The organism is Amycolatopsis stemonae (assembly GCF_054781455.1).
Window position 1 is genome coordinate 137213 of the sequence record NZ_BAAGUJ010000005.1, and the last position, 18757, is coordinate 155969.

The window sequence follows — 18757 nt, forward strand, 5'->3', positions numbered from 1 at the left end:
CGATGATCGCGAAACTGCTCGTCGCCAACCGCGGGGAGATCGCCGCCCGGGTCATGCGCACCGCGCACGACCTCGGCGTCTCGACGGTCGCGGTGTATTCGGACGCCGACGCCGGAGCGCCGTTCACCCGGCTCGCCGACGAGGCCGTCCGGCTGCCGGGAGCCGCGCCCGCCGACACCTACCTGCGTGGTGACCTCGTTGTCGCGGCCGCGCTGGCGACCGGCGCGGACGCCGTCCACCCCGGGTACGGTTTCCTGTCGGAGAACGCCGGGTTCGCCCGTGCGTGCGCCGACGCCGGGCTGACGTTCGTCGGGCCGTCGCCCGAGGCCATCGCCTCGATGGGCTCGAAGATCGAGGCCAAGGCGCTGATGGCGGCGGCGGGCGTCCCGGTGCTGCCCGGCGCCACGGTCACCGACGACACCGACCTGGCCGCGGTGGCCGCCGGGATCGGCTTTCCGGTCCTGGTCAAGGCCGCGTTCGGCGGCGGGGGCCGCGGCATGCGCGTGGTCCACGACGCGGCCGGCCTGCGCGACGCGGTCGAAGGCGCCCGTCGCGAGGCGGCGTCCGCGTTCGGCGACGGGACGGTGTTCCTGGAACGGTTCGTCGTCGACCCCCGGCACGTCGAGGTGCAGATCCTCGGCGACACCCACGGCGAAGTGGTCCACCTCTTCGAGCGCGAATGCTCGATCCAGCGGCGGTACCAGAAGATCGTCGAGGAGTGCCCGTCCCCGGCCGTGGACGACGAGCTGCGGGCCGAACTCGGCGCCGCCGCGGTCGCCGCCGGGAAAGCCATCGGGTACACCGGCGCCGGCACCGTCGAGTTCGTGCTCGACCGCGACGGCCGGTTCTTCTTCCTGGAGGTCAACACGCGGCTGCAGGTCGAGCACCCGGTCACCGAGCTCGTCACCGGCCTGGACCTGGTCGAGCAGCAGCTGCGCGTCGCCGAGGGCGAGCCGCTGCCGCCCGAGGTCACCGGGGCCCGGATCGACGGCCACGCCATCGAAGTCCGGCTCTACGCCGAGGACGTCCCGGCCGGGTTCCTGCCCGCCACCGGGACCCTGCACCGGTTCCGCGTCCCGGCGCTGCGGGGCGTCCGCGTCGACTCCGGGGTCGTCGACGGCTCGGTCGTCGGGCCGCACTACGACCCGATGCTGGCCAAGGTGATCGCGCACGGGCGCACCCGCCGCGAAGCCGCGCGGACGCTCGCCCGCGCGTTGCGCCACGCCGAACTCCACGGCGTCACGACCAACCGGGACCTGCTCGCCGGGATCCTCGGCGAGGCCGAGTTCCTGGCCGGCCGCACCGATACCGGCTACCTCGACCGGCACGACCCCGCCGAACTGGGCGCCCCGGCGGGCGGGGGAGCGCGCCACGCCGCCGCGGCGGCGCTGGCCCGGCAGGCCGGCAACCGGCAGCGGGCGCGAGTCGTGCCCGTGATGCCCTCCGGCTGGCGCAACGTCGGCGGGCTGCCCCAGCGAGCCGGGTACACGTGCGGCGGCGAGACTCTGGACGTCGCGTACACGCTCCGCCGGTCCGGGCTGCGGCTCACGGTCAACGGCACGCCGCTCGGCGGACGCGTGCGGCTGGTGTCCGCGTCGCCCGACGTCGTCGAGCTGGAGATCGACGGCATCGCCCGCATCTACACCGTCCACACGCGCGACGGTGTGTCCTATGTGGATGGTCCGGACGGCTCGGTGACCCTGGCCGAAATCCCGCGGTTCGCCGACCCGGACGCCGCGAAGGCCGCGGGATCGCTGCTCGCGGCCATGCCCGGCGCGGTCGTCCGCGTGCTGGCCGAAGCCGGGAGCGCGGTCACCGCCGGGCAACCGCTCGTCGTGCTGGAGGCGATGAAGATGGAGCACACGGTCACCGCCCCGATCGACGGCGTGCTCGCCGAGCTGCGCGTCGCCCAGGGCGACCAGGTCGACACCGGCCAGGTCCTCGCGGTCGTCGAGGAGCCCGCATGAGCCCCGTCCGCTACGACGTCCGCGATGGCGTCGCCTGGCTGACCATCGACCGGCCCGAAGCCCGCAACGCCCTGTCCGAAGAGGTCAGAGCCGGCCTGTGGGACGGCACGCGCCGGTTCGTCGCCGACGACTCCGCCGCTGTCCTCGTGCTGACCGGCACCGGCGACAAGGCCTTCTGCGCGGGCGGCGACCTCAAGGAGATGGCCGAAACCGCGCTGGAGATCCCGCCGCCGGACTTCCTGCCGCAGTTCGGCCGGAACATCGACGTGCCGAAGCCGACGATCGCCGCCGTCAACGGCGTCGCGTACGCGGGCGGGTTCCTGCTGGCCCAGCAGTGCGACCTGGTGGTGGCCGCCGAGCACGCCCGGTTCGCCGTGACCGAGGTGAAGGTCGGCCGCGGCGCGCCGTGGGCGGCCCCGCTGTCGTGGCTCGTCCCGCCACGCGTCGCCCTGGAAATCCTGCTCACCGGCGACCCGCTCGACGCCCGGCGCGCCCGGGAGGTGGGACTGGTCAACGACGTCGTCCCGCTCGCGCGGCTGCGGGACCGGGCACAGCAGCTCGCCGAGCGGATCGCCGCCAACGCGCCGCTGTCCGTCCGGGCGGCCAAGCGCACGGCCTACCTGTCCTGTCCCGGCGTCTTTGACCGCGCCGAAGAGATCTGGGCGCCCGTGTACCGCTCCCGCGACGCCCAGGAGGGCCCGGCGGCGTTCCGGGAGAAGCGCCCGCCGGTCTGGGAAGGACGCTGAGATGCCCGTCTCGCTCGACAGCCTGCTCGACGACCTGCTCGCGGAGACCGCCGACGTGGCGGCGATGATCGCGCCGCTCGACGACGCCGGGATCGCCCGGCCCACCCCCGCGGCCGGCTGGGACATCCGCGACCAGGTCACCCACCTGGCGTTCTTCGACGAGGCCGCCACCCACGCGCTCACCGATCCCGGGACCTTCCGCCGCGAGGCGGCGGCGCTCATGTCCGACGGGATGGACTTCCCCGACCGCGTCGCGGCGGCGAACGCGCGCCTGACCGCCGCGGAAACCCGGGCGTGGTTCGCCCGGGCGCGGGCGGGGCTCGTGACGGCGTTCCGCGGCCGCGACCCGCGGGCCCGGCTGCCGTGGTACGGGCCGGACATGAGCGTGGCGTCGTCGGTGACCGCGCGGATCATGGAGACCTGGGCGCACGGCCAGGACATCGCCGACACCGTGGGCGTCGTCCGGCCGCCGACCGACCGGCTGCGGCACATCGCCCACCTCGGCGTGGCCACGACGGCGTTCAGCTTCGGGCTGCACGGCCGTCCCGCGCCTGCCACGCCGATCCGGGTCGAGCTGACCGCGCCCTCGGGCGCGCGGTGGACGTGGGGTTCCGAAGACGCCGAAGAGCGCGTCGAAGGCCCGGCCCTGGACTTCTGCCTGACCGTCACCCAACGCCGTCACGTCGACGAGACCGGCCTGGTCGTCCGGGGGCCCGTCGCCCGGGAGTGGCTCGGCATCGCGCAGGCCTTCGCCGGGGCGCCGGGGCGGGGACCCCAATGAGCCGCCCGGTCCGGATCGCGAACTGCTCCGGCTTCTACGGCGACCGGCTCGCGGCCGCCCGCGAAATGGTCGAGGGCGGCCCGATCGACGTCCTCACCGGCGACTACCTCGCCGAGCTGACCATGCTGATCCTGTGGAAGGCCCGGCGGAAGGACCCCGCGCTCGGTTACGCGAAGACGTTCCTGACCCAGGTCGAGCACGTGCTCGGCACCTGCCTGGACCGCGGCATCCGGATCGTCGCCAACGCCGGCGGCCTGAACCCGCCCGGTCTGGCGGCCGAGATCACCGCGCTGGCCCGGCGGCTGGGCCTCCACCCGCGAATCGCCTGCGTCGACGGCGACGACATCGTCGAGCGCCTGCCCGAGCTGCAGGCCGCGGGGCATTCCCTGACCCACCTCGACACCGGCCGCGCGCTCGCCGACGCCGGGGTGAAACCGTTGACCGCCAACGCTTATCTCGGCGGCTGGGGCATCGCCGCGGCCCTGGCGGAAGACGCCGACGTCGTCGTGACCGGCCGGGTGACCGACGCGTCGCTGGTCGTCGGCCCGGCGGCGTGGTGGCACGGCTGGACGCCCACGGACTTCGACGCGCTGGCCGGCGCGATGGCGGCGGGGCACGTGATCGAGTGCGGGCCGCAGGCCACCGGCGGCAACTACGCGTTCTTCGAGGAGGTCACCGATCGCCGGTACCCGGGCTTCCCGATCGCCGAGGTCGAGGCGGACGGCGCGTGCGTCATCACGAAGCACGCGGACACCGGCGGCCTGGTCTCGCCCGGCACGGTCACCGCGCAGCTGCTGTACGAGATCGCCGAACCGGCGTACGCGGGCCCGGACGCGATCGCGCACTTCGACACCCTGCGCCTCGACCAGGACGGCCCCGACCGCGTGCGGATCAGCGGCACCCGGGGGAGTGCGCCGGGCGACCGGCTCAAGGTGGCCCTCAACCACGACGGCGGCTACCGCAACACGATGACGCTGGTGCTCACCGGCACCCGCATCGAGGAGAAGGCGGCGTGGGCCGAGCAGCAGCTGTTCGAGCTGCTGGGCGAGGAGTACGCCGAGGTCGTCGTCGAGCTGCTGCGGTTCGACCACCCCGACGCGCCGGTGAACGCCGAAGCGACCGCGCACCTGCGGATCACGGTGAAGGACCCGGACCGGGCCAAGGTCGGCCGCCGCTTCTCGAACACGACCATGGAGCTGGCCCTGGGCGGCTACCCGGGCTTCCACACGACGACGCCCCCGTCGGCGGAGAGCGCGTTCGGCGTCTACTGGCCGACCCTGGTCCCGGCGGCCGAGGTCGAGCACCGCGTCACCCTGCCGGACGGGACCCGCCGGGTGATCCCGCACCCGCCCGCCGGGCCGCCGCCTGCTTGTCCCGCGCCCACCCGGGCACCGGACGCCGGCTCCGGACCGACCCGGCGGGCGCCGCTGGGCGAAGTGGCAGGAGCCCGCTCGGGGGACAAGGGCGGCAACGCGAACATCGGGTTCTGGACCGGCACGGACGCGGAATACGCGTGGCTGCGCGGCTACCTGGACGAGGCCCGGCTGCGGGAGCTGCTGCCGGAAGCGGCAACGCTCGAGATCCGCCGGTTCGAGCTGCCCAACCTGCGTGCGCTCAACTTCGTGGTGGTCGGCCTGCTGGGCGAAGGCGTGGCTTCGGCGACCCGGCCCGACCCGCAGGCCAAGGGGCTCGGCGAGTTCCTCCGCAGCCGGGTGGTCGACGTCCCGGAGCGCTTGCTGACGCCCGGGTGGCTGAACGCGGGCGCAGAAAGTGCGGAGAGCGGCTGAGCGCCCTTACAGTCCTCAAGATGCCGGACGAGCTGGAGCCACCGCGGGGATGGGTGCCGGTCGAGCACCGCTTCCTCGGCCTGGACCGCCGGACGTTCGCCCCGGCCCTGATCGTGCTCGGCATCGCGCTGCTGCTGAGCTACGGACTGCCCGCGCTCGACGCGGCGATCCCGTGGCGCACCGAGATCCGCGCCGGGGACGTGCTGGACCTCGGCGACGGCGCGACGGCCGTCCCGCCGGTGGGCTGGCAGCTCGAAAGCGGCACGCTCGTCGGCGCCGCCGCGGTGAACCCGACGTCCCTGCAGATCCTGCTGGCCACCGGCGGCGCGACGATCGCGCTGCGCGGCGCGCCCTACACCGGGTCGGCCGAAGCCTTCCTCGACCAGGTCGAACGCTCGGAGGGCGGCACCCCGGGGATCGAGGCGGCACGCGGCACGGTGAAGACCGACGCCGGGCTGGTCGGGGTCGGGCAGGCCGGGACCGGGCCGGGCGGGGACGCGCTCGACGTCGCGTTCAAGGTCCCGCAGGCCGACACCGCGCCCGCGTTGCTGGTCCGGGTGCGCACCGCGCCGGACCAGTTCGAGCGCTACCGCGACGACGTCACGGCCCTGCTGCGCAGCATCGCCCCCGGAGCGGGCCGGTGACCGGCAAGGCGGCCCAGCTGGCCGCGATCGAGGAGTCGGGCTGGGGCCTGCCGTTCCGGTTCTTCCAGCCGCACAACCTCGCCTTCTGGGTCTACCTCCTCGGGATCGGCGGGGGCGCGCTGTCGATCGTGCGGTACTTCGGCACCAGCGGCTTCTACGCCCCGGCGCTGGCCGGCGGCGTGCTGCTGTTCGGGAGCTACCTCGTGCCGTGGTTGCTGGTGCTGCGCCACCAGAACCGCTACACCGCCCAGCCGGGCGGGCTGCTGGCGGCGGGTTTCGCCTGGGGCGGCATCGCGGCCGCGTTCTGGATCGCGCTCCCGGCGAACACCGCCCTGCTGGAGATCTGGACGAAGGTCGGCGGCACCGCCTTCGCCGACGACTGGGCCGCCGGGCTCACCGCTCCGGTCAACGAAGAGTGGAGCAAGGCGCTCGGGCTCGTACTGCTGATCGGGCTCGCGCCCCGGCTGGTCCGCAGCGCCTACGACGGCTTCATCATCGGCGCGTTCATCGGCCTCGGCTTCCAGGTGTTCGAGGACGTCCTCTACGTCTACAACGGCGCGGCCCAGACGTTCGGCGCCGACCAGCTCGGCACGTCGCTGCAGGTGTTCCTCGTGCGCGGCGCGTCCGGGATCGTCTCGCACGCGCTGTTCAGCGCAATCTTCTGCACCGGGCTGATGTGGGTGCTGGGCCGCACGCGCGGCGAGCGCCAGGTCGTGCCCGGCGTGCTGACCATGGCGATGGCGATGGTCTTCCACTTCGCCTGGGACGACATGGCCGGCCTCGGCGGCGACGGCGCGTGGACCGCCGTGCTGCCGTTCGCGATCGCGGCGGTCGAGCTGGTCGCGTTGTTCGCCGTGCTCCGGCGTGCCGCCCGCCGCGAGCGGGTCTGGATGCGCGCCTTGCTCGGCCCGGAGGTCGACGCGGGCGTGGTCGCCCCGGCGCTGCTCGACGCGGTCAGCGGCCTGCGCAGGGACCGCAAGACCTACCGCAAGCACGTGCACAGCCGGCGGAGGGCCCGCCACCGCATCGAGGCGGCGGGCGACCTCGCCCGGGAAATCGCCCGCGCGGGTGGCCGGGAAACCGCCAGGGTCGCGCACGCCCGCGCCGAGGTCGCCCGGCTTGACCTCGACCATGGTTGAGGTTTTACGGTCCTCGGGACACCCGAGGAGGAGCAGTGACCCCGTGGTCCCCGACCGAGCTCGACCGGTTCGAAACGGCCTTGGAGCTGGAGATCGCCGCCCGGCGAGGTGACGGCTCGCTGCGGCAGGCGGTGCCGGTCTGGGTCGTGCGCGTCGGTCCGCACGTGTACGTCCGGACCTGGTTCCGGCGCGACAGCGGCTGGTTCGGCCAGGTGCTGCGCAGCCGCCGGGCCCGGGTCCGCGTCGAAGGGCTGGATGCCGAGGTCGCGGTCGAGGACGTCGGCGCAGCGTCGCGGGAGGCCGTCGACGCCGCCTATCGCGGCAAATACGGGCACTTCGGTGCCGCGACCGTCGAAAAGATGGTGAACGCGTCGGCGTCCGCGTCGACCCTGCGGCTGATCCGGCCATAGCATCTGCCATAACACCGGCCTTCGCCGCCGTTCGTAGGTTGTTGGAGATTTCCCTTCCGGCGCAGAGTGTGGATTCCCATTCCCCGTCGTGAAGGAGAAATCCATGGTGATCGCACTCGACAGAAAACGGTTGGGACTGCTGCTGGCGTGCGGCGCCGCGGCCACGCTCGCCCTCGCCCCGCAGGCCGCCGCGGCGACCCCGGCGCCGGTGCCGAACGGCCTGGTCCTGACCCACCCGCTGGCCGACAACAGCCACTTCAAGCTCGGCGCGGCGGCCCAGGCCGCGACCGCCGCGGTCAGCCTCGACTACAGCCAGCAGGTCCAGCAGAACGACGAATGGTGCTGGGCCGCCGACGGCGCGAGCATCGAACAGTTCCACGGCGCGTCGACGTCGCAGGAAGAGTTCTGCGCGGCCGGAAAGGGCACCAGCCCCGGCTACTGCCCGAACGAGGCGGCGCAGATCGACGAAATCGTCAACGGCTTCCACGGCACCGGTTTCTCCGGCCAGAGCGCCGGCGGCGCGGTGTCGTTCGCGACGATCCGCCAGCAGATCGACGCCGGCAACCCGGCGCTGACGGGCATCTACTGGACCGCCGGCGGCGGGCACGCCGAGGTGATCTACGGCTACGACGCGGCCAACCAGTCGATGAACGTCGGCGACCCGTGGCCGACGTACCAGCGCTACCGCACCCAGTCCTACAACGACTACCTGCGGAACAGCGAGTTCACGTGGGGCGACACCGTCGTCGGCATCGCCGGGCGGTGACGTGGGATGACCAGGTTCGTGGTGTCCGTCCTGGCCGCGCTGCTGCTCGGCCCGGCGTGGGTCCCCCCGACGGCGAGCCAGCTCTCGGCGGCGGTCGCGGCCGCCCACACGCCCGAGGCGGTCGGCTACGCCCGGACGAACCTGCGCCGGCCTGGTCAGCCCGAGCCCGCCGGGATTTCCGTGGCCGACACGGGAATCCCGGCGTACACCCTCGACCCGGCATTCGTCCGCGGCGAGACGCCGGCACCGGCGGCGGTCCTGGCGTACGTCGCGGTGGTGACCCGCACGGCCGACGGCCGCACGACGACCCTCCAGGCGACCCCGGCCGTCCCGGGCCACCCGGAGTCGGGCTGGCACGTCGGCAGCGCCCTCTCCGGTGACGACGAAGCCCGCCTGGCGGCCGGCCTGCACCCGGGCACGGTCCTGCTGAACGAGCCCCAGATCAACGGCTGGTACGAGCTGGGCCCCGACGGCGTCCGGCTGCTGCGGGCGAGCCTGCCGCAGAACCCGGTGGGTGCCCTGGTGCCGCTCAGCGAGTACCAGCGCCAGGTTCACGACCGGTACGCGGACAAGCAACCCCAGCTCGCCGGTCCGCCACCGGCACCGTCGGCACCTCGGCCGTGGTGGCTGCTCGGTGTGGTGCCGGTGCTCGCGGGTGTGGTGGTCTTCGTCAGGCGCCGGCGTCCGTGATCACCCCTTCGGGAGGGTCGTCCTCTTGACTTCAAGTGCTTGAAGTTCTGCATGCTGTCGTCATGGCGGCAGGAGTTGCGGGCGAGCAGGTGTGGCTGACGATCCTCGAGGCGTCGCGGCGCAGCGGGCTGAGTGAGCCGACCCTGCGCTACTACGAGCAGATCGGGCTCGTCGGCCCGGTGCCGCGTGATCCGAGCAGCGGGCACCGGCGGTACGACGCCGCGGCGATGGACGTCCTCGATGCGCTCGGCTGCCTGCGCTCGGCCGGGCTGCGGGTCGAGGACCTGCGGCGCTACCTGGACCTGCTGGCCCGCGGGGACGCGGCCGGGCAGCGTGCGCTGTTCGACCGGCACGCCGACCGGCTCGAGGCCGAAATCGAGCGGCTGCGGCTGCGGCTGGAGTACCTGCGGCTGAAGGCCCGGCTCTGGGCCGCCCGGGACCGCGGCGACGCCGACGCGGCGCAGCGGCTCGTCCCGCGGCTCCTGGCCGTCGTCGACCGATTCTGACGATCCACAAAGGACTGAAATGACTTCGCTCGTCCTGGTCACCGGGGGCACCGGCTACCTGGGTGGCCACACCGTCGCGCGGCTGCTGGCCGACGGCCACCGCGTCCGCACCACCGTGCGCGATCCCGCCCGCGCGGCCGACGTCCGTGCCGCCGCCGGTCCCGGCGACCTCGAAGTGGTGGTCGCGGACCTCGGCGCCGACGACGGCTGGGCCGCCGCGACCGAAGGCGTGGACTACGTGCTCCACGTCGCCTCCCCGTTCCCGCCCACTTCGCCCGAGACCGACGACGAGGTGATCCGCCCGGCCCGCGACGGCGCCGTCCGCGTGCTGGCCGCGGCACGCGAAGCCGGGGTCCGGCGGGTCGTGCTGACGTCGTCGTTCGCCGCGGTCGGCTACAGCGCCACGCCGCGCGAGGAGTACACCGAAGCCGACTGGACCGACGTCGACGACCCCAACACCGCCTACGTCCGGTCGAAGGTCATCGCCGAACGCGCCGCGTGGGACCAGGTGCGCTCGGCGGGCGGCCCCGAGCTGGCGGTGCTCAACCCGGCCGGCATCTTCGGCCCGGTCCTGGGCGGGCGGCTGTCCTCGTCGGTCGGGCTGGTGCGGGCGATGCTCGACGGCGCGATGCCCGCGGTGCCGCCGGTGTACTTCGGGGTGGCCGACGTCCGGGACGTCGCCGACCTGCACGTCCGGGCGATGACCCACCCCCGGGCCGCGGGGGAGCGGTTTCTCGCCGCGGCCGGCGAGTCGATCAGCTTCCTCGGCCTGGCCCGGATCCTGGCCGAGCGGGTCGGCGGGAGCGGGCTGCCCACCCGGGAGCTGACCGCGGAGGAGGTGCGGGCCGCCGCCGAGACCGACCCCGCCTTGCGGGACGCGGCGGCCCGCCTGGGCCGGGTGCCGGTGATCCGCGCCGACAAGGCGCGGACCGTGCTCGGCTGGCGGCCGCGCCCGGTCGAAGACACCATCGCCGACACCGCCCGCAGCCTCTTGGCCGCCGGTCACCTGGCCGGCCAGAACTACTCCAATGCCTGATGACCTTCGTCGCGGTCTCACGTAGCGTGGGTGGCCCAGTAGCCGACACAAGTGAGGTCCGGATGGGTCAAGAACACACCGAAGCCGGCACTACGGCCAGCGGCCTGCTGCTCAGCGTCGAAGCGCTGCCGGCCCCCGTCGACCGGGGCAAGGCGAACGGCGCGGTCGCGGACAACGACGGCAACGACTAGTCGTCGCCCCGCTCCGTGACGGAGATTCCCGGACTGGCCGACCTCGTGGCACCCCTCGAGGTCGGCCAGTTCTTCGCCGACGTTCTGGGGAAGTCGCCGCGGCGCTTCCCGGGTGAGGCGGGGCGGTTCGCGGCCCTGCTCCCGTGGCCGGAGCTGGACCGGGTCATCCGGCAGCACCGGCTGGAGTTCCCGAGGCTGCGCCTGGCGCTCGACGGCGACGTCGTCCCCGCGCACACCTACACCGAGATGGTGTCGACGCGCCGCAACGGCCTGGTGCCGCGCGTGCTGCCGGCGCCCTTCGCCGAGCACCTGCGCTCCGGCGCGACGCTCGTGGTCGACTCGGTCAACGAGATGATCGACGGCGTCGGCGAGCTGGCGACCCGGCTCGAACACGACCTGCGCGAACGGATCCAGGTCAACCTGTACGCCGGCTGGGGCACCACCCACGGCTTCGACGTGCACTGGGACGACCACGACGCGTTCATCATCCAGCTCTCCGGGCGCAAGCGCTGGCGCCTGCACGGCGTCACGCGGCGCGCGCCGCTGCAGCGCGACCTCGAGCTGCCCGAACGCCCCGAAGGCGAGCCCCGCGAAGACTTTCTGCTCGAGGACGGCGACGTCCTCTACCTGCCGCGCGGCCACTGGCACGACGTGTCGGCGGTCGGCGAGGAGTCCCTGCACCTGACCATCGGGTTCAACGCCGCCACCGGGGTCGACCTCGTCGCGTGGCTCGCCGACCAGGTGCGCGCCGACGAGCTGTTCCGCGAGGACCTGCCGCGGTTCGGCCCGCCCGAGGAGCGCGCCGAACGGGCCGAGGCCCTGCGTCGCCGGCTCGCCGAGCTGGTCGAGGGCGACCTCGTCGACCGGTTCCTGGCCGACCGCGACGCCCAGGCCCCGGCCCAGACCCGGATCGGCCTGCCCTGGGCGGCGACGGCCGGGCTGCTGCCCCCGGACGACGACTTCGACGTCCGCCTGCTCGCCCCGCGGGCGGCGCTGGTCGACGGCGAAGGCACGGTCGCCCTGGTGGCGGCCGGGCACCGCCTGGTCTTCGCGGCGGCCGCGCGGCCGATCCTCGCCGCCCTGCTCACGGGCGGTCCGCAGCCGTTCAAGGTGCTGGCCGACGCCGCGGCGGGCGTCGACCGGGCGACCGTGCGGGCGCTGCTGGGCGAGCTGGTCACTCAGGGGCTGGTGGCTCGGGCCTGAAATGCCCGGTCCGTGGGCGTTCATCGCTCCTTCGGATGAGGGGTGGCGGTAAGCCGGTCACATCGGCGGGGTTAACGCGCGCGGATTCGGGTACGCTTAGGCATGCCTAAGTCGAGCCCCATGGCTGAGGCGGCGCTCTGCGCACCCGGACCGAACGCGGCGCCGGGGTGCGCCGCCCTCACCCGCGAGCTCGGTGGCGAGCCCGCCGGGACCGCCGCCCGCATGACGTCCTGGCTGCTCGTCGAGCAGCCCGGGTCCTGGGCGCCGGACGCCCTCGAAACCGTGCTGGCCGAAGCGTTCCCCGCGGGCATCGAGGCCGTCCGCGACGCCGGCCTGCGGCCGCTGCTGATCCGCCGGCCCGGGCGGCACGTGCGCGTCCCCGGCGCTCCCCGCACGGTCTACCTCGCCAGCGGACGGCCGGGGCACCACTGGCTCGAACGCCTCGACGTCGCCGACCTCGGCGAGCTGGCCGCCCTCGACCTGGAGGCCGTCGCCGCCGGACGCCGCGGCCACGGCGAGCCCGTCGACGGCCCGCTCTTCCTCGTCTGCACCCACGGCAGCAAGGACATGTGCTGCGCGGTCTTCGGCCGCCCGCTGGTCACCGCGCTGGCCCAGAACCACCCGGGCCAGGTGTGGGAGGTCAGCCACGTCGGCGGCGACCGCTGGGCGGGCAACCTGCTGACCGTCCCGGACGGCTACCTCCACGGCAGCCTGGCGGTGACCGAAGCCGAGCTGGTCGCCAAGGAAGCCCTCAGCGGCAACGTCCGGTTGGAACACCTGCGCGGCCGCACGTCGGCGGAGAGCCCGTGGTCCCAGTACGCCGAGATCGAGGTCCGCACCCGCACCGGCCTGCGCGGCCTGGACGCGGTGCTGGCGGTCTCGGAGGACAGCCAGGGCGACGTCCGCACGGTGCAGGTCAAGGCAGGCCACCGCCGGTTCGAGGTGGCGGTCCGCCGAGCCCCCGCCACGGCGACCGGGCACAGCCGCTGCTCGGCCCGTCTCGTGCTTTCCGGCTTCGTGGTGGAGTCCGTCCGCGAGTTCTGACTTCGGGCGCCCGTAGACGGCATCGAAAGAAAGCGACCACCAGGGAAAGGTGGCTGTCGCTCAGGGGCCGATCCGGTCCTGCTGGGACGGGATGCCTTGTTCGCGTCGGCAGATGTCGTCGCAACGAGGGCATTGGCGGGGGATCTGCCGGCGTCGGCGTTGACCGACGGGTTGGAAGGCCGCGGTAGCGGAGATGCCGCAGATCATGGTGATGGTGTCGCCTGGCTGCGGTATTTCGGCCAGGCGGGCGCGGTGCCATTCGCCGTTGATGACGGGGTGGATGGCAAGGGGATCGAGGTAGATCACGGCCGTGGTCATGAATCCAGCACCCGGTTCGACGTCGGTGCCGTCCGCAGGAGAGGCCCGACGGTGGTGCGGTAGCGGGCGAGAAAGCGGATGTCGATCGGCTCGTGGTCGTCGGCGGAGTGTTCACGGTCGGCTGCGTGCCCAGCGTGGTTGTCGGCCATGTACACATACCGGCGGCGGCCGTCGTTCATGGACTGTCGTCGTAACCGGCGGGGGAGCAGGGCGGGCGCGGGTGATGCATGGGGCATGGGGTTCCTCATAGGAAGGTGCGCAATCAAGCCGCTGTGCGACTTGGTGCTGAGGCGGGGTGCCAGGGCGGCGGTCCGGTCCGGCTGGCCCAGGCGGCGAGGGCGGTTGCGTCGAACAGGCGGATGCCGGCGAGGCGGGCGTAATCGCGGGCTGCGGTCGTGAAGGTGGAGGTGGTCACGACGGCGGCGATGTCGGCGTGGTGGACGGTGAAGCAGGTGCCGCCGAAGCGCTGCAGGTCCGGGCCGCTGACCTTGGTGGTGAGGGCGTATCGCTTGGCTTGGAGGACGATCCTGGCCCCGGTGGGAGAGCGGGCGATGACGTCGGCGCCGAGGTCGCCGCTGCCGCCGGTCACAGCGACGTCGACACAGCCGTCACGGGCACACAGGAGAGCGAGGGCGCGCTCGAATTCGGCGGGGTCCATCACGCTGTGGCGGCCGGCCTGTTCGGCTTGTGCCAGCTGCCGCCGCCACGCACGCTGCCTCAGCCGCAACCGCGCCAGCAGCGCGACGAGGACGGAGAGAACCAACAACAACCCGCCTGCGGTCGAGACGAACGGATGGGCGGTGACGAGCCGGACGACTCCCCGCACCAGCAGGAGCGCGACGAGCAAGACGAGCAGCGCGCGGCGTCGTCGGGTCTTTGCTTTCCTGCCCATCGCGATCACCTCTCCTGTGATCGGTTGCTGTCACAGGCCTCGCTGGAGGCCGTCACGCCGTCACACGGCCTGTGCCGGGCAAAGCCGGCCTTGACCTGCGGAAAGTTGGCTTGTGACGGGTGTGACGCCGTCACGAACGGGACTCTGGCAACGCCGGATGAGGCCTCGGGGCGGTGGGAAGCGAGTCGCGTTTCCAGCCGTCACGTCGTCCGGCGACCAGGTCGGCGGCGGTGCCCGCGACCGTTTGCAGAGCGACGACGTGGGCGGTGAGCCGGTCCAGGCCGAGCCGGGTGAGCTGAAGCTTGTCCGGACGCGCCTGCAGGTGCCCGGAGGCGCGCAGAAGCTGGATGTGGAGGTCGAGATCCGGGCCCGGCACGCCCAGGAGGTCCCGGATTTCCGTCTGTTCGTACCAGCGAGCGTCTGCCAGAAGACACGCGACGAACAGCCGGACCGGCTGCAACAGCACCGGGTCGAGACCGCTCTCTGGTACTCCGGGGATCCCTTCGGTCATCCCTTCACCGCCGCGCGTGGTGGCCGGCGAGGACGGGTGCGCTCGGGTCGCTGCCCGCCCTCGCCGGAGTCCGGGAGCCCCGGACTGTGGACTGACGCGGTTCGCGCTCTGAGCCCAGGTCGTGCACGCCGAACTGCGAGAAGCGCCGGAGGAAGCGACGCCAGCGCGGTGGCTTGCGGTGTTGCGACGGGCGCATGCGCCGTTCGACGGCGGGTAAGGAAGATCGGGCCGACAGGTACCTGCGGCAGCGTTCGCACGGGCGCCCGGGCGCGACGAGCATCGAACCGGGAATCACGACATGTCCGCACAGCCCCTCGTAGCGGCCCTTCGCATCGAGCCACCCGCGTGCGAACTCCTCGTCGGTCACCGCGTGGTCATGGCTGTCGAGTCCGCTCCGGTGCCAGCTCACGTAAGGCCCGCCGTCCCTCCTTTGCTGCGCCACGTTGTTCATGAACCCTCCGGTGTCTATCGGCTGACCAGCAGCGACGTGCGATATGATCTGAAATCAGCTTGTCAGGTGCGCTCATATAGGCGACAGGTCACGCGGACGACATAACGAGGACATTCGCGAAGCAGGACGAAGGAGTGCGGATATGAAAGCCGGCGCCGACGACCTGCCCCGTAGCGTCCTGGAGCTGAAGCTTCGGGAGCGGAATCAGACGCTCGCCGAGTTCGTCGAGGATGCCGAACGTTTCGCTCGGTCATTCGGTGAGCCGGGGACGCTCAGCGTGCGGCACCTGCAGCGCCTGATCTCGGGACGAAGGCCGGACGGAGCACCGGTCGGCCGCCCGCGGCCGGCGACCGCCCGCCTGCTCGAACGGATGCTCGGGCTGACGATCGACGAGCTCTTGTCGTCACCTGACGCCCTCCGTGGACCGGCCGACGCCGCGGAAGAAGAGCTTCGGCAGCGGCTCAAGGTCGCGCGTCGCGTGAACGCTGACGTGCTGGCGCTGCTCCACGACCAGCTGACCGCCGTGCGTCGCCTTGACCGCCAGCTGGGCGCCTCGACGGCGCACGAGGAAGTGACGACCAAGATCAGGCAGGTCGCCCGGATGCGGTCGCACAGCCTGGCTCCCGGCGTCCGGAACCTGCTCGGGGTGCTGCTGGCTGAATTCGGCACGCTCGCCGGCTGGCAGCGCCTCGACATGGGATTCGTCGGCGGTTCCTGGCAGTTCTACGAGTCCGCCAAGGACGCGGCTCGCGAGTCCGGCGACGTCGCGTTCGAAGTGCACACAGCGGCTGAACAGGCGTTCGTGCTGATCGACGTCGGCGAGACGGCGTCGGCGGTCGAGCTGCTGTGCGCCACTGAGCGCCGGGCTCAGCCGGTCACCGGCCGCCTTCTCCGGTCATGGCTCGCTGCCGCGCACGGTGAGGCCCTTGCCGCAGATGGCCAGCGCGTGGCGAGCCTGCGCGCTTTCGACCGCGCTGCGGCACTGCTGCCGACCGATGTGTCCACCGCGGACGGCCCCTACGTCGTGCTCGACCCCGTTCACCTCGAGCGCTGGCGCGGGCACGCACTCGCCCGGATCGGCGAGCCGGACGCCGTCGAGGTGCTTTCCGGAGCGCTGGGCCGTCTCGACCCGACGTTCACCCGCGCGGAAACGGCGTTGAGGGTGGACTTGGCGACGGCATTCCTCGCGACAGGAGAACGGGAGGAAGGACGGGTGCACGCCGAGCGAGCTCGCACACTGGCCGTCGAAATCGGTTCCGTCCGGCAGGAGCGTCGGATTGCTCAGCTCATCGGACTGGCGGTGCGGGGAGATTCCACCGACCCGTAGGCTCGCGCCGTGGCTGACGAGCATGGGTCGTGGAAGACGTTCGGTGAGCGGCTGGTCTACGACAACCGGTGGGTCAAGGTCGGGCTGACCGACGTCGAGGCGCCGAACGGCGAACGCTGGGACTACCACGTGGTGCACCTGGCCAGGATCGCCATAGCGCTGATCGTGAACGATCAGGATGAGGCGCTGATGTTGTGGCGCTACCGGTTCGCCACCGAGCAGTGGGGCTACGAGCTGCTGGGCGGCATGGTCGACGACGGCGACGACTCCGCCGGGACCGCCGCTCGTGAGGCTGCCGAGGAATCCGGCTGGCAGCCAGTGGGCGAGCCCGAGCATCTGGTGAGCTTCGAGCCGCTTCCCGGCCAGGTCACCGCCCCGGTCGACGTCTACCTGTGGCGTCAGGCTGAGCACGTCGGCGACCCGACCGACACCGAAGAGGTCGGCCGGGTGGAGTGGGTGCCGCTGTCTCGGGTCAACGAGCTTGCGCAGCGTCAGGAACTGCTCGGCTCCGGCACGCTGGTGTCGCTGCTCTACTACCTCAACTCACGCCGGGCGTGAGCCAGGCAGTACGAGCCGTTCGAGGCGACGGCGCAATCGCACGGAACCAACCTGGGAGATGATCCGCCGGGCCTGCAGCGCGTAGGTCCTGGCGGCTTCCCGGTCGCCCGCCGCGCTGTACGCAAGCGCTAGATCCACGTACACCGCGGCGCCGGCCCTGACGAACGACGTCGACCCAATGCCGTCGACCACGCGCTCGAGGTGCTCGATCGCTTCCGGCGCACCGAGGTGGACGAGAGCATTTCCGCGCCAGCGGTCGAGGTGGCTGCCGCCGAGGAACACGAACGGCAGCTCCGGATGGACCACCTCGTTCGGCAAGAACGTGTCGGCTTCATCGAACGAGCGAAGGGCTTCGTCTCGGTGGCCGGCGATCGCGTGGCCTTCGCCTTCGGCGGCTGCCAGCCAGGCTCGCAGCAGCTCAGGCGCATGTTCGCCGATCGAACGCGCTTCCGCGAACAAGGCGAGCGCATCGTCGACGTTGCCCACGTCGATGAGGACGAATGCCTGTTCGGCGGTGGCGTGGGCGAGCAGGGCGGCCGAGCCGGATTCCAACGCAGCGTATTTCGCGCGTTCGTAGTGCGTCCACGCCTGGTCAAGCGCGCCGATGTCGAGCGAGTTCCAGCCGGCCAGTGTCGAGGCTTCGACCAGCACGCTGGCCAGTGGTGCCCGGTCTCGACGCAAGATCGTGTGTCTGAGCAGGCCCTCTACCTCGGTGATCTGTCCGCGGAGCCGTTCGAGCCGGGCCGCCGAGCCGAAGCGGCGGTCAGCGTGGCGGACGCTGATGACTTCCTCGCGGAACAGCTCGATCGTCTGCTCGTCGACGCGGCGAGCGATGATCAGCCGCTCGGCGAGTTCGTCACCGGATGGGCCGCCGAAGTCGCCGGACGGGAACCCGAGGTCGTCATCGGTGCGGCCGTAGATCTCGCGCAGGACCGCGCGCATCGGCGGCTCGGGCATCACGTGCCCGTTCTCCCACCGAGAAATGTCCGTCTTCCGGCTCGCCACCGAACGCTCCGGCAACCCATGCGCCGCTGCGCGCGCGTTGATTCCTCGTGCGAGCTTTTCCTGACTCCAGCCGAGCGCATTGCGCGCCGCCTGCAAAGCGGTTGTCGACGTCATGACGTCGCCGCCGAATATGGACTTTGACCTGCGTGGATAACAAGGGATAACACGGGGCTTGTCATCCGCTGCCAGCTGCCGGCCCGCGCGGAAATGCCGTTTCTTGGTGGCATGACACACGACACGAAACCGCGGCGGCTGCCGAGCTGGCCACCCGCCACAAAGGACTCGCGCTAGCCGCGGGACTTCCCATCGCGGCGAAGCAGCTCGGTGAGATCGGCCAGCTGGTCGGTGATCGACGTCAGACGCTGCTCGATGACGGCGAGGCGCGCCGACACGGCATCCTCCATGTCTTCGCGGGGCTGTCCCAGCGCTGGCGGGATGCGGCCGTGCAACACGGCGACCAGGTGCTGCGGGTGCAGGCCGAGCGCCACGGCCAGTGCTTCGAGTGTCCGGTCACTGCGCTTGCGCTCGACCGTGTGGTTCTGGATCTCGCGGACGATCGCCTGGGAGACCTGCGAGCGCTCGGCCAGCTCGCGTTGTTTCCACCCGAGCTCGTGCACGCGCTCGTTGATGGTCTTCGCGACCGCCGCCCAGTCTTCCGACACCCATTCCTCCGTGGTCCGCCTCAGCGCCGACATTAGCGCTTGACGGATTCGACGGCGCCGAGATCCACGCCGCGTCGCGCATTCGGACCATTCTCATGCCTCCATGCGACTAAATCAGCTCAT

At 72.3% G+C, this 18757-nt stretch carries 23 protein-coding genes; 16 read left to right on the top strand and 7 right to left on the bottom strand.

What is annotated here, in order from left to right:
• The first annotated feature begins 2 nt into the window (after positions 1-2).
• The 14 genes from ACYVLJ_RS19840 to ACYVLJ_RS19905 all read left to right on the top strand — a co-directional run bounded on the left by ACYVLJ_RS19840 (position 3) and on the right by ACYVLJ_RS19905 (position 12910).
• Positions 3-1967, top strand: coding sequence for an acetyl/propionyl/methylcrotonyl-CoA carboxylase subunit alpha (locus tag ACYVLJ_RS19840; RefSeq protein WP_460439738.1), 1965 nt, complete (start codon positions 3-5; stop codon positions 1965-1967).
• The gene (locus ACYVLJ_RS19845) at positions 1964-2713 is read left to right on the top strand and encodes an enoyl-CoA hydratase/isomerase family protein (RefSeq protein WP_460439739.1); all 750 of its coding nucleotides are present in this window, start codon (positions 1964-1966) and stop codon (positions 2711-2713) included. Before ACYVLJ_RS19840 ends, ACYVLJ_RS19845 begins: the two co-directional genes overlap by 4 nt.
• 1 nt (position 2714) lies before the next feature.
• Entirely contained in the window at positions 2715-3494 is a 780-nt protein-coding gene (locus ACYVLJ_RS19850; RefSeq protein ID WP_460439740.1) for a TIGR03084 family metal-binding protein, read from the top strand.
• Positions 3491-5281 (top strand): acyclic terpene utilization AtuA family protein, encoded by a 1791-nt coding sequence (locus ACYVLJ_RS19855; RefSeq protein ID WP_460439741.1) that lies wholly within the window; start codon positions 3491-3493, stop codon positions 5279-5281. Before ACYVLJ_RS19850 ends, ACYVLJ_RS19855 begins: the two co-directional genes overlap by 4 nt.
• Positions 5282-5301: 20 nt before the next feature.
• The gene (locus tag ACYVLJ_RS19860; RefSeq protein ID WP_460439742.1) at positions 5302-5925 is read left to right on the top strand and encodes a hypothetical protein; all 624 of its coding nucleotides are present in this window, start codon (positions 5302-5304) and stop codon (positions 5923-5925) included.
• Complete coding sequence (locus tag ACYVLJ_RS19865) at positions 5922-7064, top strand: PrsW family intramembrane metalloprotease (protein WP_460439743.1); 1143 nt, start codon at positions 5922-5924, stop codon at positions 7062-7064. Before ACYVLJ_RS19860 ends, ACYVLJ_RS19865 begins: the two co-directional genes overlap by 4 nt.
• Positions 7065-7099: 35 nt before the next feature.
• Positions 7100-7474 carry a DUF2255 family protein gene (locus tag ACYVLJ_RS19870; RefSeq protein WP_460439744.1) on the top strand — a complete coding sequence of 125 codons (375 nt, stop codon included), beginning with the start codon at positions 7100-7102 and terminating at the stop codon, positions 7472-7474.
• A gap of 103 nt (positions 7475-7577) precedes the next feature.
• Positions 7578-8240, top strand: coding sequence for a papain-like cysteine protease family protein (locus ACYVLJ_RS19875; protein ID WP_451985415.1), 663 nt, complete (start codon positions 7578-7580; stop codon positions 8238-8240).
• Between the two features lie 6 nt (positions 8241-8246).
• The gene (locus tag ACYVLJ_RS19880) at positions 8247-8930 is read left to right on the top strand and encodes a hypothetical protein (protein WP_460439745.1); all 684 of its coding nucleotides are present in this window, start codon (positions 8247-8249) and stop codon (positions 8928-8930) included.
• A gap of 62 nt (positions 8931-8992) precedes the next feature.
• A complete protein-coding gene (locus ACYVLJ_RS19885; protein ID WP_460439746.1) occupies positions 8993-9436 on the top strand; it encodes a MerR family transcriptional regulator in 444 nt (147 codons plus the stop codon).
• Positions 9437-9455: 19 nt separating this feature from the next.
• The gene (locus tag ACYVLJ_RS19890) at positions 9456-10472 is read left to right on the top strand and encodes a Rossmann-fold NAD(P)-binding domain-containing protein (protein WP_460439747.1); all 1017 of its coding nucleotides are present in this window, start codon (positions 9456-9458) and stop codon (positions 10470-10472) included.
• Positions 10473-10534: 62 nt separating this feature from the next.
• Entirely contained in the window at positions 10535-10663 is a 129-nt protein-coding gene (locus ACYVLJ_RS19895) for a hypothetical protein (protein ID WP_451985407.1), read from the top strand.
• Between the two features lie 15 nt (positions 10664-10678).
• Positions 10679-11866 carry a cupin domain-containing protein gene (locus ACYVLJ_RS19900; RefSeq protein WP_460439748.1) on the top strand — a complete coding sequence of 396 codons (1188 nt, stop codon included), beginning with the start codon at positions 10679-10681 and terminating at the stop codon, positions 11864-11866.
• 120 nt (positions 11867-11986) lie between these two features.
• Positions 11987-12910 (top strand): sucrase ferredoxin, encoded by a 924-nt coding sequence (locus ACYVLJ_RS19905; protein WP_460439749.1) that lies wholly within the window; start codon positions 11987-11989, stop codon positions 12908-12910.
• Between the two features lie 60 nt (positions 12911-12970).
• On the opposite strand, the gene ACYVLJ_RS19910 is transcribed toward ACYVLJ_RS19905, so the two are convergent.
• The 5 genes from ACYVLJ_RS19910 to ACYVLJ_RS19930 all read right to left on the bottom strand — a co-directional run bounded on the left by ACYVLJ_RS19910 (position 12971) and on the right by ACYVLJ_RS19930 (position 15082).
• A complete protein-coding gene (locus ACYVLJ_RS19910) occupies positions 12971-13228 on the bottom strand; it encodes a hypothetical protein (protein WP_460439750.1) in 258 nt (85 codons plus the stop codon).
• On the bottom strand, positions 13225-13407 hold the full coding sequence (locus tag ACYVLJ_RS19915; RefSeq protein ID WP_460439751.1) for a hypothetical protein: 183 nt from the start codon (positions 13405-13407) through the stop codon (positions 13225-13227). The genes ACYVLJ_RS19910 and ACYVLJ_RS19915 overlap by 4 nt, the downstream gene beginning before the upstream one ends.
• A gap of 83 nt (positions 13408-13490) precedes the next feature.
• Entirely contained in the window at positions 13491-14120 is a 630-nt protein-coding gene (locus ACYVLJ_RS19920) for a restriction endonuclease (RefSeq protein WP_460439752.1), read from the bottom strand.
• A gap of 130 nt (positions 14121-14250) precedes the next feature.
• Positions 14251-14631 carry a MarR family transcriptional regulator gene (locus ACYVLJ_RS19925; protein WP_460439753.1) on the bottom strand — a complete coding sequence of 127 codons (381 nt, stop codon included), beginning with the start codon at positions 14629-14631 and terminating at the stop codon, positions 14251-14253.
• Between the two features lie 4 nt (positions 14632-14635).
• Complete coding sequence (locus ACYVLJ_RS19930) at positions 14636-15082, bottom strand: hypothetical protein (protein ID WP_460439754.1); 447 nt, start codon at positions 15080-15082, stop codon at positions 14636-14638.
• Between the two features lie 142 nt (positions 15083-15224).
• Here ACYVLJ_RS19930 and ACYVLJ_RS19935 point away from each other — a divergent pair, with 142 nt between their 5' ends.
• On the top strand, positions 15225-16409 hold the full coding sequence (locus tag ACYVLJ_RS19935) for a hypothetical protein (protein WP_460439755.1): 1185 nt from the start codon (positions 15225-15227) through the stop codon (positions 16407-16409).
• 9 nt (positions 16410-16418) lie between these two features.
• The gene (locus ACYVLJ_RS19940) at positions 16419-16967 is read left to right on the top strand and encodes an NUDIX hydrolase (RefSeq protein WP_460439756.1); all 549 of its coding nucleotides are present in this window, start codon (positions 16419-16421) and stop codon (positions 16965-16967) included.
• Here the strand turns inward: ACYVLJ_RS19940 and ACYVLJ_RS19945 are convergent.
• Both ACYVLJ_RS19945 and ACYVLJ_RS19950 read right to left on the bottom strand, forming a co-directional pair.
• On the bottom strand, positions 16953-18086 hold the full coding sequence (locus ACYVLJ_RS19945) for a helix-turn-helix domain-containing protein (RefSeq protein WP_460439757.1): 1134 nt from the start codon (positions 18084-18086) through the stop codon (positions 16953-16955). The genes ACYVLJ_RS19940 and ACYVLJ_RS19945 overlap by 15 nt on opposite strands.
• Before the next feature lie 173 nt (positions 18087-18259).
• Positions 18260-18634 (bottom strand): helix-turn-helix domain-containing protein, encoded by a 375-nt coding sequence (locus ACYVLJ_RS19950; RefSeq protein ID WP_460439758.1) that lies wholly within the window; start codon positions 18632-18634, stop codon positions 18260-18262.
• Positions 18635-18757: the final 123 nt, after the last annotated feature.